Here is a 13,973-nt window from a genome sequence, read left to right on the forward strand (position 1 = left end):
CCGACGGCCAGCAACCGACCCAGTCTCACGCGACCCCTCCGATCCGGATTCCCAGCGCGACTCGGCACGGACCGGACACCGGTCCCGCGGTCACTGGGGCAGTTTAGGCAGCAGCGACGCGGCGTTGTCACCGACGCCGTACTGACCGGACTTCTTCTCGGTCACCTGCTGCACGAGGGCGAGCGTGGTGACCAGTTGGCCCTGCACGGTGTTGGCGTTGTCGACGGTCGAGATGGTCTGGGACAGCACCGGGTCGCCGCGAACCACGGCGACCACGTTGCCGCCGGCCGAGCCCATCCCGCCGACCACGATCGCCCCGGTCCGGTCGAACTGCTCGGCGATCTTCACCACCGACTCGTCCTTCTTCGCCGAGTCCTTGTCCACGTACGGCTGGCCGCTGACCAGCACCACCGCCTCGGCGGCTCCGGAGATCTTGTCGTCCGGGGTGAGGTAGCCGGCGGTCGCGTACGCCTGGAGCACCGCCCGGCGATCCGCGTCGCTGACCGGCGGGCTGCCCTCCGGCCGGTCCAGCAGGACGCTGGCGAGCAGTGCGCTGGAGGTCTCCACCCCGTGCCCGTTGCCGGGCAGGCCCGAGGTGGGCACGCTGTTCGGGCGGGCGGCGGTGACCGCCAACTCCAGCAGGTTGTTGTTGCTGTCCGGGTTGATGAACTTGTCCTGGATGTCGACCCGGCCGGTGACGCTGGCCCCGGCGAGCTGGAGCATCTTCACCACGCCCTCGGTGTGCTCGCGCCCGCTGGGCAGGCTGAGCACCAGCACCCGGTGGCCGGTCAGCTTGCCGGGGAGGACGACCTGCGCCATCTCGGCGGCGAAGTCCTCCTCCATGTCCAGTTCCTTCTGCAGGCTGTTGACCGACTGGCGCATCTGCGAGTTGTCCTTGCGCAGCGCGTTGACGTTCTCCTTCAGCGAGTCGGCGACCGGCCCGTTGAGGGCGGCCGTGCCGACCACCAGGCCGATCGCCAACGCCAGGAAGACCGCGGTCAGGGACACCACGTGGTAGCGGAAGTTGATCACGCTTGCAGCCTCTTGATCGTCGGGGAGCTAGAAGAGCTGGCCGAGCTGGAACACGAAATTGTCCCACCATTCGGAGACCACGCCCAAATACGCCTTCCCCACGGTGGAGACCGCCACGGCGGAGGCCATCGCGGCCACCGCCGAGAGGACCAGCAGCAGCAGCGAGGAGCCGGAGATGCTCTGCCGGTAGAGCCGGCTCACGCCCTTGGCGTCGACCAGCTTGCCGCCCACCTTCAACCGGGTCAGGAAGGTCGAGGCCATGCCGCCCCGGCCCTTGTCCAGGAACTCCACCAGGGTGGCGTGGGTGCCGACGGCGACCAGCAGCGAGGCGCCCTTCTCGTCGGCCAGCAGCATGGCCAGGTCCTCGCTGGTCGCGGCGGCCGGGAAGGTGATCGCCGGCACGCCCAGTCCGTTCACCCGGGGCAGGCCGGGCGCGCGGCCGTCCGGGTAGGCGTGCACGATCACCTCGGCGCCGCAGCGCAGCACGTCGTCGGTGACCGAATCCATGTCGCCGATGATCATGTCAGGCGTGTAGCCGGCCTCGACCAGGGCATCCGCGCCGCCGTCCACGCCGATCAGCACCGGCTTGAACTCCCGGATGTACGGGCGCAGCACGTCCAGGTCGGCCTTGTAGTCGTAGCCCCGGACCACGATCAGGCAGTGCCGCCCCTGGATCTGCGTCTGGATCTCCGGCACGCCGACACCGTCGAGCAGCAGGTCGCGCTCCTGCTTGAGGTAGTCCATGGTGTTGGCGGCGAACGCCTCCAACTGGACCGACAGCCCCTCACGGGCGTCCGCCATCGACTTGGCCACCGTCTCGGCGTCCTGCAGCGCGCCGTGCGCGACCGGCTCCTCGCCGACGAACACGGTGTTGCCCTCGATCCGCACCACGTCGCCCTCGCGGATCTGCTCGAAGGCGCTCTCGCCCAGGTCGTCCAGGAGCGGGATGCCGGCGGAGATCAACACCTCGGGGCCGAGGTTCGGGTAGCGCCCGGAGACCGAGGGCTTGGCGTTGAGCACGGCGGCGACGCCGACGGCCACCAGCGAGTCGGCGGCCACCCGGTCCAGGTCGACGTGGTCGATGACCGCGATGTCCCCGGGCCGGAGCCGGCCGACCAGCCGTTTCGTCCGGCGGTCGAGGCGCGCGGTGCCGAGGATCGAGCCCGGTTCCGCGCTCCGGTTCCGGCGCAACGTGGGTAGACGCATCGTGACCATCCTGGCATGTGAGGCAGGTTTTGCTGTCGCGACATGCCTGAGCAGGGCCGCCTACCCAGGGAAGCACACCCGAGCGCATGCCGGTGTGCTTGCGCTCACAAACCCGGGGTCACGGACGCCTTTCCTTGGCCGCCACGGCCAGGAGTTCCTCCGCATGCGCGATACCCAGATCCGAATCCGGCAAACCTGCCAACATCCGGGCCAGCTCCCGGGCCCGCTCAGTGTCCTCCACCACACGCACCCCGCTGGTGGTCACCGCTCCCCCGGTGTCCTTCGCCACCACCAGGTGCCGGTCGGCGAACGCGGCGACCTGCGGCAGGTGCGTGACGACCAGCACCTGATGGCTGCGGGCGAGCCGGGCCAGCCGGCGGCCGATCTCCACCGCCGCCTGCCCGCCGACGCCCGCGTCGACCTCGTCGAACACCAGGGTGGGCGGGCCGCCGGAACCGGCGAAGACCACCTCGATGGCGAGCATCACCCGGGACAGCTCGCCGCCGGAGGCACCCCGCTGCAACGGCAGCGCCGGCGCGCCCGGGTGGGCCAGCAGGCGCAGCTCCACCTCGTCGGCACCGTCCGGGCCGACGCCCGCCTCGACGCCGTTGACGGCCAGGCTCGGCTCGGCCTTGCCGGCCGGCCGGGGCAGCACCGCCACCTCGATCCGGGCGTGCGGCATGGCCAGCCCGGCCAACTCGACGGTGACCTGCCCGGCGAAGCGGACCGCCGCCTCCTGCCGCGAGGTGGAGACCCGGCCGGCCAGCTCCGCCACCTCGCCCGCGAGCCGGGCCGCCTCCTTGTCCAGCTCGTCCAGGAGTTCGTCGGAGGTGTCCAGGTCGGACAGTCGGGTGCGGGCGCGCTCGGCCCAGGCGATCACCCCGTCGACGTCGTCGGCGTACTTGCGGGTCAGCCCGCGCAGCGCGGCCCGCCGCTCGTAGACCGCCTGCAGGCGGGCCGGGTCGGCGTCCAACCCGGCCAGGTAGGCCGAGAGCTCCGCGGAGACATCGGTGACCAGGGTGGCCGCCTCCTCCAGCCGCAGGGCCAGCTCGCCCAGAGCCGGGTCCGTGGGGGCCTGCGCCTCCAGCGTGCGCCGGGCGGTGCCGAGCAGGGCGCTGGCGTCCGGGGTGTCGTCGGCCGCTTCCACCCCGCCGGCCACGCACTGGTGGGCGAGCTGGGCCGCGGTACGCAGCCCCTCCGCGTGCTCCAGGCGTTGCGCCTCCGTTTTCAGCTCGTCGTCCTCGCCGGGCTGCGGGTCGACCCGGGTGATCTCGTCGAGACCGAGGCGGAGCAGGTCGGCCTCCTGGTTGCGCTCGCGGGCGTTGCGCCGCCGGTCGGCCAGGTCGTCGACCACGGACCGCCACCGGGAGTGGACCTCGCGCAACGCGTCGAGCAGCTTCTCGTGCTCCGGCCCGGCGAACCGGTCCAACGACGCCCGCTGCTCGGCCGGGCGCAGCAGCCGGAGCTGGTCGGACTGGCCGTGCACCGCCACCACCTGCTCGCCGACCTCGCCCAGCATCGACACCGGCATGCTGCGGCCACCCAGGTGCGCCCGGGAGCGCCCCTCCACGGTGACCGTACGGCTCAGCAGCAGCGACCCGTCCTCGTCGGGGTCGCCACCGGCGTCGGTGATCCGGGCGTGCACCGTCTCGGCCACCCGGTCGCGCAGGCGCAGCCGGCCCTCCACCACCGCGCGGCCGGGCTGGGCCCGCACCCGGCCGGCGTCGGCCCGGCCGCCGAAGAGCAGGCCGAGGCCGGTCACCACCATCGTCTTGCCGGCACCGGTCTCGCCGGTGATGACGTTCATCCCGCCGGTGAGCGGGAGCGTCGTGTCCTCGATGACGCCCAGTCCGGTGATGCGCAGCTCTTCCAGCACAGCACCTGACAGTAGACGCGAGGGCTGACAGTTGACCAGCCGGCGACGCCGCGTCGGGACAGTGCGAGCGGCGTCGTACAGTTCTGCCCCGTGTTGGACGTGATCGGCCTGACCCCCGACGAGGAGGAGCTCTACCGCTGCCTGGTGCAGCTCTCCACGGCCCGGATCGAGGAACTCGTCGAGCGGCTGCGCCGGCCGCGCGCGGAGGTCGTCGTGCAGCTCGACGCCCTGCGCAGCAAGGGGCTGGTGCTGCCGACCGGGCCGGAGCCCGACGCGCCGCTGCGCCCACTGGCGCCCGACGTACCGCTCGGCGAGGCGCTGCTGCGCCGCCAGGAGGCGCTGGAGGCGGCCCGCGCGGCGGTCACCCAGCTCACCGAGGATTACCGCGCCGGAATGCGCCGGCACGACGCCCACCACCTGGTGGAGGTGATCACCGGAGCGCGAGTGCTGCGCGAACGCCTGCGGGACCTGCAGAACGGCGCCCGGGTGGAGGTGCTCTGGTTCTGCCGGGCGAACCCGCTGGCCATGCCGGGCCAGGAGAACCTCGAGGAGTTCGACGCGTTGGCCCGGGGCGTCCGCTACCGAGCCATCTACGAACGCGACATGCTCCTCGAACCGGGCGCGCTGGCCGACGTCGAGCGGGGCGTACGCGCCGGTGAGCAGGCCCGGGTGCTCGACCGGCTGCCGGTGCGGCTGGCCATCGTGGACGGCCGCACCGCGATCTGCCCGCTGGTGCCGGACCGGGGCAGCGGCGAGCCCAGCGCCGCGGTGGTGGGCCGCAGCCAACTGCTCGACGCGCTGCTCGCCCTCTTCGAGAGTCACTGGCTGATGGCGACGCCGATCGCCGGCGCCCTCGCGCCGGCCGGTGACGGCTACCGGCCGGACACCGACGAGGTGCGGCTGCTCTCGCTCTTCGTGGCCGGGGTGCCGGACAAGTCCATCGCCTCCCAGCTCGGGGTCAGTCGACGGACCGTGCAGCGCCGGCTCGCCGACCTGATGGCGGTCGCCGGCGTTGACACCCGTCCCGGGCTGGCCTTCCAGGCCGCCCGACGCGCCTGGATCTGATCCGGGGCGGGCGGGGCGACCGGAGGCCGCCCCGCCCGTCTATCAGCGCAGCCCGTACGCGTCGAGCACGGTCTGGTCGATCGAGGCACCGGCTCGGTCGTGGGCGTGCACCCGCAGCGACACCGTGCCCTTGCCGGCCGGCACCATCGCGGTGAACCGGCTGCCGGTGCCTTGCACCGGCACCGCCCGCCAGCTCCGCCCACCGTCGAAGGACACCTCGACCCGCACCTTGCCTGCGGTCGGCGCCGGCACTCCGGCCGGCTGGCGCAGGGTCAGCCCGAGCTGGTGCGGGTGACCACCGGGAACCGTGCCGCGCAGGTCGGCCGGGACCTCGTAGTCCACCTGGAGCAGCGGCAGTGGCTGGGCCTGGTCCCCGGCCTGGTGGGCCGAGGTGAACTGCCACGCCGTCTCGGTCCGGATGGCCCAGCGCCACTCGTCCGAGGAGCGCTCGGTGGTGACGTCCAGCCGGTAGCGCGCGGTGCCCGGCGTGGTCGACACGGGCGCCCAGCCGCCGGAAAGGTCGGCGATCTGCTGCCCGTCCCGACTCAGCCGGCGCTCGACGGTGTCCTGCTCCTCGCTGAACCCGGCCGAGCTGTAGTGACCGTCGGCATCGACGAACTCGGCCACCCGCAGGTCGAGGATGTCCCCGGTCCGCGTGGGCACCGGCACCCCGGAACCCGCCGGCACGGCCGGCCGGACCACCGGCGCGTGCCAGGTGTCGGTGACCCGGTCGTCGGCGGCGTACTGCCGGGGCGGCTGGATGGCGCCCCCGAGCAGCCGGCCCCAGGACCATTGGAGCCGGTGCAGCACCCGCTGCTGCCACCAGGAGTCCCCGGCGCTGACGAACTCCTGCCGCACGGTGCCGGTACGCACCAACCGCTTTTCGTCAAGCCAGGAGTAGTCCTGCCAGGGCCGCCAGCCGAACCGCTGCTCGCCAGCCCAGTCGAACCCGCCGGTGTCGGCGTAACGGGCGATCACCTCGGCGGTGTTGTCCGCGGTCACCCGGTGCACGATGCGGTCCGGGATGCGCCCCTTCGACACCTGCCACACGTCGTACAGGTAGGGGCTGTTCGGGGTCAGCGTCAGGTCCAGCGTCACGCGTCCGGCCTTCGCCGCCGCGATCATCCGCTGCCCGTCGTCGTACGCGACCACCATCGACGGGATCGGCAGGCGGTCCCCGTCGGGAGCCCAGTCCGTCCACGCGCTCCAATCCGCCGGGCGGACGATGAGCACCATCGCGGCGCCGGCCGCGGTGGCATCGACGACGATCTGGGCCTCATCGGTGCGGTCGCCGGCGACCAGCGCGGCCGCACCCCGGACCCCGGCCCGGGACAGCTCGGCGGGGCTGCCGTCGCCCGCCCACACCAGCGGCAGCTTCCGCCGGCCGTCCGGAGCCGGCGACTGGCGCAGCAGGTTGACGTCCAGCGGACCGGAGACGTTGCTGACCTTGGCGTCCACCATGGGGGCGACCAGCTGCCAGCGGGAGGCGAACTCGAACTCGCCCTGACGCACCGGCCGGGTCGGCGTGACGTTCACCTGCTCGACCGTGCTGAACTCCATCACGCCGTGGTCGATCTGCCGGCCGTTGCCGAAGATCCGGTGCTCGAAGAAGCTGAGCACCGCCCGCTGCTCGGTCGGCTTCGGCGTCTCGATCCGCACCGGGGTGCCCTTGCGCGGGTCGAGCACCACGGTCATGTCCCGGGTCACCATCAGCTCGGGATCGGTGACCAGGGTACGCTGCTCGTGCTGGGGGGTGCCGTGTTGGAACAACCCCCCGAGCAGGTACGGGCCCTCCTCGACCTGCACCTGCGCCTCGCCGGGGATCCAACCGATCTGGTCCGACTCGGAGTGCTCGCCGAAGAGGGTGAAAACCGTCGCCACGCCAGGCTGCCCGGCCATGTCCAGCGCGCGCAGGGTGACGGTGTGCAGCGGGCCCTTGAGGGTGAGTCCGACGGCGGTGCGCACCACCACGCCGTCCGCGCCGGTCGCCACCAACCACCCTCCGTACACGCCGCGGTCCAGCTTCGCCGGGTCGGCGCGCAGCGGCACGGCCACACTGCCACCGGCGGGCACCGTCACCTCGGAACCGACGGAGACGCCGTCGGCCTCGGCGGCGCCGCTGTCCAGGTTGCGGATCTCCAGGGCCAGCCGGAGGGTCTGCGAGGACGGGGTGCTGTTGGTGTACGTCACGGTCCGCTCCACCACCGCACCGCCGGTGTACACCCGGCCGAAGTCGGCGGTGGCCGAGCCGTAAATCCGCTGGGTGAGCGCCCGGGCCACGTCCACTCGGCCGCCGCCCTGCTCGAAGACGGTCAGCGCGGGGTTGGCCTTCGCCGTGCTGACCAGCGCGTCCTTGAGCTCCGCAGCGGTCCAGTCGGGGTGTTCCTGGGCGAGAATCGCGGCCGCGCCAGCCACGTGCGGGGTCGCCATCGAGGTCCCGGACGCCCGGACGTACGCGTCGTCCACCGGCGTACCCATGGTGGTGCCCGCGGCCCGGGCGGCGACGATGCCGACGCCCGGCGCGGTGATCTCCGGCTTCAGGCCGTTGTCGCCGATCCGGGGGCCGCGGCTGGAGAAGTCCGCCAGGTTGTCGTCGCGGTCCACTGCGCCGACGGTGAGCGCGGCGGCGGCCGCGCCCGGCGCGCCCACGGTGCCCGGCGCGCCCTCGTTGCCGGCGGCGATCACGAAGAGTGCCCCGGTCTCCGCGGTCAGGTCGTTGACCGCCTGGCTCATCGGGTCGGTACCGTCGGTCGCGGGGCCGCCGAGGCTCATGCTGACCACCTTCGCGCCGGAGTGGGCGGCCCACTCCATGCCCCCGATGATGGACGAGCTGTAGCCGGAACCGTTGTCGTCGAGGACCTTGCCGATCAGCAGCTGTGCGGCGGGGGCGACGCCCTTGCGCAGCCCGTTGGAGGCGGCGCCGCTACCGGCGATGGTGGAGGCCACATGGGTGCCGTGGCCATGCCCGTCCCGGGCGCTGCCGCTGCCGGTGAAGTCCTGCGTCTCGCCGATCCGGCCGGCCAGGTCGGGGTGGCCGGCGTCGACGCCGGTGTCGAGCACCGCGACCCGGACGCCGTTGCCGTCGCGGCCGGCCGCCCAGGCCGCCGGGGCGCCGATCTGCGGCACGCTGTGCTCGAGATCCGCGTGGACCCGCCCGTCGAGCCAGACGCGGGCGATGCCGGCGCCGAGCCGGGGCGCGCCGGCGGTGGTCCGGGCCTCCGGCGTGCCGCGCAGCGTTGTCCACATGTTGCCGAGATCGGCCTTGCCGACCCGCAGCGCCGCGCCGTTGATGCTCTCCAGCGGCCGCGCGGTGGTGGCGCCAGCGAGCGGCCGAACCCGCCCGGCGACCGGTTCCTGGTACCGCACGATCAGCGGCAGCGCGGCCTGCGCGGCGTCGCCGTAGCCCTCAGCGGCCAACTCCTCCACGTCGAACAGGTTGGGGTCGAGCACCCCGGCGGAGACGTACGGCACGACGTCGCTGGGCAGCACCCGCATCCGGCCGTCGGCCTCCACGGTGTGGAAGGTGATCCGCTCCCGGCCGGGGCCGGGGCGGACGGTGGCGGCGACCCGGCCGGGTGCGGCCTGGACCAGGTCAACCTGGTCGCCGGTGATCAGGGTGATGCGGGCGGGCGTGCCCGGAGTGAACGCGGCCGGGCTCGGGCCGGCGGGCGGGGCGGGCGGGGCGGCGGACGCCGGTGCGGCGAGTCCGACCACCATCGCGCCGACCGCGCCGGCGGCGAGCCAGCGTGGGGGCCAGTGCATGCGATGTGCTCCTCTTCTCCGAGGGTCGGTCCGAGAAGATCGACCGATCGGAGCATGCGACAGAGATCATCGATGGTCACCAGTTGCGGCCCGCCGCATCGGCGACATGTCGCCAGGTGGACACCGGACGGCTGCGGCCGAACCGCCGGGTGTCCGGCCGGTTGCGTGGACGGCCGGCTGCGGGCAGCGGGAGGTCGGGGTGATGCGGGGTGCCGGACGAGTCCTGCGCCGCTCGGCTGCGAGCCGCCGCTTCCTCCGGCGGCGGCTCGCCGAGCCGACGACCTGGCCGGGGTCGAAACCCGGCCGGGCCCGGCTGGCCGGTCCGCCCGCCGCGGCCGGCCACGACTCCTCCGGCACCCCGACTGCCGTGGTTCCGACCACCCCCTGGTCAGAGCCACGACCGCCGGACCGCGCGTCCGGGCGGACACGGGCCTCACCGCCCCGCCCGGACTCCACCTCAGCGCAGCCCGCACGCTCCGTGACCGTCCGCTGGACGGTACCGTCGGCCCCGGCGACGACCCGTACCGGTGGGGAGCCGCACCCGCCGGCGGCGGGGCCGCTCGCCCCGTACCGGTCCCCGGTGATCACCGGGGACCCGGTGCCCGCGCGCCGCCGTCGTCGTCGTCGAGGGAGGCTCCTACCGTAACCCGGCTGAACCGTTGCCCGGGTACACCGATCCGGTGACGCCGGGTCGGCCGTGCGGTGGGCCGGGTGACCCGAGGACGGGTCAGCGGCGGTTGCCGCGCCAGCCCTGCACGGGCAGGTCGAACTTGGCGACCAGCCGGTCGGTGAACGTACGGGCCTTGAGCCGGACGATGCGCACCGGCAGCGCACCCCGGCGCACGGTGACCCGCGCGCCGGGCGGGAGGTCGTAGACCCGCCGCCCGTCACAGCAGAGCACCGCCAGGGTGGTGAACGGGTCGACGGTGATCGCGAAGGTCGACGTCGGGGCGGTCACCAGCGGCCGGCTGAACAGCGCGTGCGCGCTGATCGGCACCAGTAGCAGCGCCTCCACCTCCGGCCACACCACCGGGCCGCCCCCGGAGAAGGCGTACGCGGTGGAGCCGGTCGGGGTCGCGCAGACCACGCCGTCGCAGCCGTACCGGGACAGCGGCCGGCCGTCGACGTCGACCAGCAGCTCCAGCATCTGGGCCCGCTCGCCCTTCTCCACGCTGATCTCGTTGAGCGCCCAGGACTCGATGGTCGGGCCGCCCTCGAACTCGGCGGTCACGTCGAGGGTGAGCCGTTCGTCCACCGTGTAGTTGCGCCCGACCACGTCGCGTACCGCGCTGTCCAGGTCGTCGATCTCGGCCTCGGCGAGGAAGCCGACCTTACCGAGGTTGATGCCGAGCAGCGGAGCCTTCGCCGGGCGGGCCAGCTCGGCGGCGCGCAGGAAGGTGCCGTCGCCGCCCAGCGCGAAGACGATCTCCGCGCCCTCGGCCGCCTCCGGGCCGGTCACCGGCACGACCCCGGGCAGGTCCAGGTCGTCGGCCTCCTCGGCGACCACCCGCACCTCGAAACCGGCCGCGATGAGGTCCGCCGCCACCGCCCGCGCATGCTCGGTGCTGCGTCGACGGCCGGTGTGCGTCACCAGCAGAGCGGTCCGGCTCACCCGGACACCTCCTCGTTCGTGGGCTCCGTCGGGAATCCCTCGGGACCGGCCGCCACCACCGCGCGTACCCGCTCGGGATCCGTGGCGGGCGCGTCCCGGCGTAACCATACGAAGAACTCGACGTTGCCGCTCGGCCCCGGCAACGGGCTGGCCGCCACGTCCGCCAGGCCCAGGCCGAGCTGCGCCGCCGCGGCGGCCACGTCGAGCACGGCCTCCGCGCGCAGCTGCGGGTCACGGACCACGCCACCCGCACCCACCCGCTCCTTGCCGACCTCGAACTGCGGCTTGACCATCAGCGCCAGGTCGCCGTCGGGACGGGTGCAGCCGGCCAACGCCGGCAGCACCAGACGCAGCGAGATGAACGACAGGTCGGCGACCGTGAGGTCCACCAGCCCGCCGACGGCCTCCGGGGTGAGGGTACGGACGTTGGTCCGCTCGAAGACCCGTACCCGGGGATCGTTCCGCAGCGGCCAGGCGAGCTGCCCGTACCCGACGTCGACGGCGACCACCTCGGCGGCGTCGGCCCGCAGCAGGACATCGGTGAAGCCACCGGTGGAGGCGCCCGCGTCCAGGCAGCGCCGGCCGGCGACGGTCAGCCCGCCGGGGGCGAACGCGGCGAGAGCGCCGGCCAGCTTGTGCCCGCCCCGGGAGACGTAGTCCGCGGTGGGGTCCTCGCCGGTGACCAGCAGCGGGTCGGCGGGGTCGACCATCGCGGCGGGCTTGCGGGCCGGCACTCCGCGCAGCTGGACGCGGCCCGCCTCCACCAGCGCGGCGGCCTGCTCGCGGGAGCGGGCCAGGCCGCGGCGGACGAGTTCGGCATCCAGCCGGGTACGACGTGCCATGGGTGGTTCTCTCTCCGGCCGGTCAGGCCTGGTCGATGCTGGCCAGGGTCTCGCGCAGCGTCTCGTACGCGGCCTCGTACTGGGCGATCTGGTCGGCCGGGGAGAGCGCCTCAGCGTTGATCATGGCCTGCACGGCGGCGTCCACCGCCGGGTGCCGGGCGTCGCCGACCTCCTCGGGCGGGGCGGGGCGTACCCCCGGCGGCGGCCCGGGACGCGGACCCGGCGGCGGGCTGGGACGGTACGGAGTGGTCACGACGCGGCACCTCCGGCCTGCTTGCGGTCGGTGGCCTTCTTCACCGGCCGGACCGGCGTGGCCGGCGACCCGGCCGCCGGGGTACGCGCCACCGTCGCCGCCGGCTTCCGCGCGACGGCCTTCTTCGCCACCGCCTTCTTCGCCACCGCCTTCTTCGCCACCGCCTCGGTCGGGGCGGCCTCGGCCATGGCCGGCACCGCCCCGGCCGAACCCGTCGCAGCCGGGGGCGCGGCGGGCGCCGGGACGGCCGTGGTGGCCCTCGCCTCGCGCAGTTGCCGTTCCAGCTCGCGCACCCGGCGGGTCAACTCGGCCACCTCGTCGGCGGTGGCCAGTCCGACCGCGCCCAGCGCGCGGTCCACCTCGAAGCGGATCAGCTTGGTCAGCGCCTCTCGGTTCGCCATCCCGGTGCTGACGAGTTCCTCCGCGAGCGCCTGGAGCTGGGCGGCGGTCGCGCCGCTCTGCCCGACCGCGCGCCGCACGGCGTCCTGGGCCCTCTTCCGGGGCGCCTCCGTCAGGCCCATGGCCAGCTCAAGGTAGGCGCGCCACGCGTCCTGCATGCCTGAGTCCTTCCGCGGGGCGGGGTTGTGCAGGTGTCACGCTACCGGGCGCCCGGGACGGCCCATTGCGGTACGGTGCCGGGGAACGGCGTGGCTCGTGGTGAGGAGACGATGTGGCCAGCGTGGACGAGTGCCGGCAGGCGTTGCAGGACCTGGCCGCGCGGCTGGACCGGCATGCCGAGGCGCAGGGACGGATCGACCTGGACCGCACCCTGGCCTGCCGGATCACCGACCTGGACACCGCGTTCCACGGCCGGATCGAGAACGGACGGCTGGTCGACCTGACCGAGGGCGACGACCCGAAGGCGAAGATCGCGCTGAACACCAACAGCGACGACCTGGTCGCGCTGGTGCACGGTCAGCTCGACATCGCCAAGGCGATCGGCTCCCGCCGGGTGTCCATCAAGGCCAACCCGTTCGACCTGATGAAGCTCCGCAAGCTGCTCTGAGCCGTCAGTCGGCCAGGCCCAGCGCGCTGAGGGCCCGCTCCGCGGCGGGCGACGCCGCCCGCACCCGCGCCCCGGCGCCCGTCGACCAGGCCACCGCGCAGAGCGCCGCGAGGGCGTCGAGCGGGCGTCCGGCGCCGTCGAGCAGCAGCCCGTCGTCGGCCACCGTCGCCGACCAGCCGCCGACGTCGGGTTCGCCCGGCACCCGCACCACCTCCGCCGGCTCGAACAGCCCCACCAGGTCCGTTGAGACGTACGTCGGCCGGCGCCGTTCGGGAGCGGCCAGCAGTTCGGGGACGTCGCTGACGCCGGTGAGCACCAACAGGCAGTCCAGGCCGGCCCGCCGGGCGCCCTCGATGTCGGTGTCCAACCGGTCGCCGACCACCAGGGTCCGGCCCGCACCGGCCCGACGGGCCGCGGTGGTGAACAGCGCCGGCTCCGGCTTGCCCACCACCACGTCCGGGTCCCGGCCCAGCGCGGTGCGCAGCACCGCCACCAGCGAGCCGTTGCCCGGCAGCGGGCCGCGCGGGCTGGGCAGGGTGCGGTCGGTGTTCGTCGCGTACCAGGGCGCCCCCGCGCGGACCGCCAGGGACGCCTCGGCCAGGTCGGCCCAGCCGACGTCGGGGCCGTAGCCCTGGGCGACGGCGGCCGGGTTCTCGTCGACCGTCGTCACCGGGCGCAGGCCGACCGCGCGCAGCTCGGCGCGGAGCGCCTCCGCCCCGACCACCAGCACCGGCGCGCCCGTGGGCAGCCGGTCCCGCAGTAGCTCGGCGGTGGCCGCCGCGGAGGTGAGCACCTCCTCCGGCCGGGCCGGGACGCCCATGCCGGTGAGCAGGTCGGCCACCTCGCTGGAGCGCCGGGAGGCGTTGTTCGTCGCGTACGCCACGGACCGGCCCTCGGCGTGCAGCCGGCCGACCGCCTCGACGGCGCCGGGGATTGGCCGGTCGATCAGGTAGATCACCCCGTCCAGGTCGAAGACGACCAGGGTGTACCCGTCGACCAGCCGAGCGTTCCCGGCCCTCGCGGTCACCGCTGGTCCGCCTCCGCCTCGCGGGCCTCGCCACCGCCGGCCACGGCCTCGCCGGCGAGCGACCGCGCCTCGGCGTCGGTCAGCTCGTCGTCGCCGAGGTCGGCACCGTCCCGGTCCCGGTACCCGGCCGCGTCGCCACCCCGCTCCGCGCGGACGTCCTCGCCGGCCCGGTCCGCGTCGTCGCGCAGCCGCGCGTCGCCGTCCAGGTCGTCGTCCTCGTCGTCCTGGTCCTCGTCGTCGTCCGCGTACTCGTCATCGTCGTCGTCCGCGTCATCGTCGTCGTCCGCGTACT

The 13,973-nt window shown here is 74.2% G+C and carries 12 protein-coding genes; 2 read left to right on the forward strand and 10 right to left on the reverse strand.

Annotation, left to right across the window (positions count from 1 at the left end; all coding sequences use genetic code 11):
• Positions 1 to 90: 90 nt before the first annotated feature.
• The 3 genes from ACL02O_RS26105 to recN all read right to left on the reverse strand — a co-directional run bounded on the left by ACL02O_RS26105 (position 91) and on the right by recN (position 4,114).
• Positions 91 to 1,032 carry a copper transporter gene (locus ACL02O_RS26105; protein WP_412820804.1) on the reverse strand — a complete coding sequence of 314 codons (942 nt, stop codon included), beginning with the start codon at positions 1,030 to 1,032 and terminating at the stop codon, positions 91 to 93.
• 27 nt (positions 1,033 to 1,059) lie between these two features.
• Complete coding sequence (gene steA / locus ACL02O_RS26110) at positions 1,060 to 2,238, reverse strand: putative cytokinetic ring protein SteA (RefSeq protein WP_412820805.1); 1,179 nt, start codon at positions 2,236 to 2,238, stop codon at positions 1,060 to 1,062.
• A gap of 118 nt (positions 2,239 to 2,356) precedes the next feature.
• Entirely contained in the window at positions 2,357 to 4,114 is a 1,758-nt protein-coding gene (recN, locus tag ACL02O_RS26115; RefSeq protein WP_412820806.1) for a DNA repair protein RecN, read from the reverse strand.
• 90 nt (positions 4,115 to 4,204) lie between these two features.
• On the opposite strand from recN, the gene ACL02O_RS26120 reads away from it, so the two are divergent.
• Complete coding sequence (locus ACL02O_RS26120; RefSeq protein ID WP_412820807.1) at positions 4,205 to 5,179, forward strand: helix-turn-helix domain-containing protein; 975 nt, start codon at positions 4,205 to 4,207, stop codon at positions 5,177 to 5,179.
• A 42-nt stretch (positions 5,180 to 5,221) separates the two neighbouring features.
• On the opposite strand, the gene ACL02O_RS26125 is transcribed toward ACL02O_RS26120, so the two are convergent.
• The 5 genes from ACL02O_RS26125 to ACL02O_RS26145 all read right to left on the reverse strand — a co-directional run bounded on the left by ACL02O_RS26125 (position 5,222) and on the right by ACL02O_RS26145 (position 12,205).
• Positions 5,222 to 8,941 carry a S8 family serine peptidase gene (locus ACL02O_RS26125; RefSeq protein ID WP_412820808.1) on the reverse strand — a complete coding sequence of 1,240 codons (3,720 nt, stop codon included), beginning with the start codon at positions 8,939 to 8,941 and terminating at the stop codon, positions 5,222 to 5,224.
• A 727-nt stretch (positions 8,942 to 9,668) separates the two neighbouring features.
• Positions 9,669 to 10,553, reverse strand: coding sequence for an NAD kinase (locus ACL02O_RS26130; RefSeq protein ID WP_412820809.1), 885 nt, complete (start codon positions 10,551 to 10,553; stop codon positions 9,669 to 9,671).
• Positions 10,550 to 11,395, reverse strand: a complete 846-nt coding sequence (locus ACL02O_RS26135) for a TlyA family RNA methyltransferase (RefSeq protein ID WP_412820810.1) — start codon at positions 11,393 to 11,395, stop codon at positions 10,550 to 10,552. The genes ACL02O_RS26130 and ACL02O_RS26135 overlap by 4 nt, the downstream gene beginning before the upstream one ends.
• Positions 11,396 to 11,417: 22 nt before the next feature.
• Positions 11,418 to 11,648: a hypothetical protein gene (locus tag ACL02O_RS26140; protein WP_412820811.1), complete on the reverse strand. Its 231-nt coding sequence runs from the start codon at positions 11,646 to 11,648 to the stop codon at positions 11,418 to 11,420.
• Complete coding sequence (locus ACL02O_RS26145; RefSeq protein ID WP_412820812.1) at positions 11,645 to 12,205, reverse strand: hypothetical protein; 561 nt, start codon at positions 12,203 to 12,205, stop codon at positions 11,645 to 11,647. Before ACL02O_RS26145 ends, ACL02O_RS26140 begins: the two co-directional genes overlap by 4 nt.
• Positions 12,206 to 12,318: 113 nt before the next feature.
• On the opposite strand from ACL02O_RS26145, the gene ACL02O_RS26150 reads away from it, so the two are divergent.
• Positions 12,319 to 12,654: an alkyl sulfatase C-terminal domain-containing protein gene (locus tag ACL02O_RS26150; RefSeq protein ID WP_412820813.1), complete on the forward strand. Its 336-nt coding sequence runs from the start codon at positions 12,319 to 12,321 to the stop codon at positions 12,652 to 12,654.
• Between the two features lie 4 nt (positions 12,655 to 12,658).
• Here the strand turns inward: ACL02O_RS26150 and ACL02O_RS26155 are convergent, their stop codons facing one another.
• Positions 12,659 to 13,681, reverse strand: coding sequence for an HAD-IIA family hydrolase (locus ACL02O_RS26155; protein ID WP_412820814.1), 1,023 nt, complete (start codon positions 13,679 to 13,681; stop codon positions 12,659 to 12,661).
• The coding region (locus ACL02O_RS26160; RefSeq protein ID WP_412820815.1) for a hypothetical protein at positions 13,678 to 13,973 on the reverse strand (296 nt) is incomplete at its 5' end. The genes ACL02O_RS26160 and ACL02O_RS26155, both read right to left, overlap by 4 nt.

The organism is Micromonospora mangrovicola (genome assembly GCF_047200535.1).
In the GTDB taxonomy this organism is placed as follows: domain Bacteria; phylum Actinomycetota; class Actinomycetes; order Mycobacteriales; family Micromonosporaceae; genus Micromonospora.

Coding starts and splice junctions, on each gene's coding strand:
- steA (WP_412820805.1), bottom strand. CDS start 2,238: ATGCGTCTACCCACGTTGCGCCGGAACCGGAGCGCGGAACCGGGCTCG.
- ACL02O_RS26125 (WP_412820808.1), bottom strand. CDS start 8,941: ATGCACTGGCCCCCACGCTGGCTCGCCGCCGGCGCGGTCGGCGCGATG.
- ACL02O_RS26135 (WP_412820810.1), bottom strand. CDS start 11,395: ATGGCACGTCGTACCCGGCTGGATGCCGAACTCGTCCGCCGCGGCCTG.
- ACL02O_RS26145 (WP_412820812.1), bottom strand. CDS start 12,205: ATGCAGGACGCGTGGCGCGCCTACCTTGAGCTGGCCATGGGCCTGACG.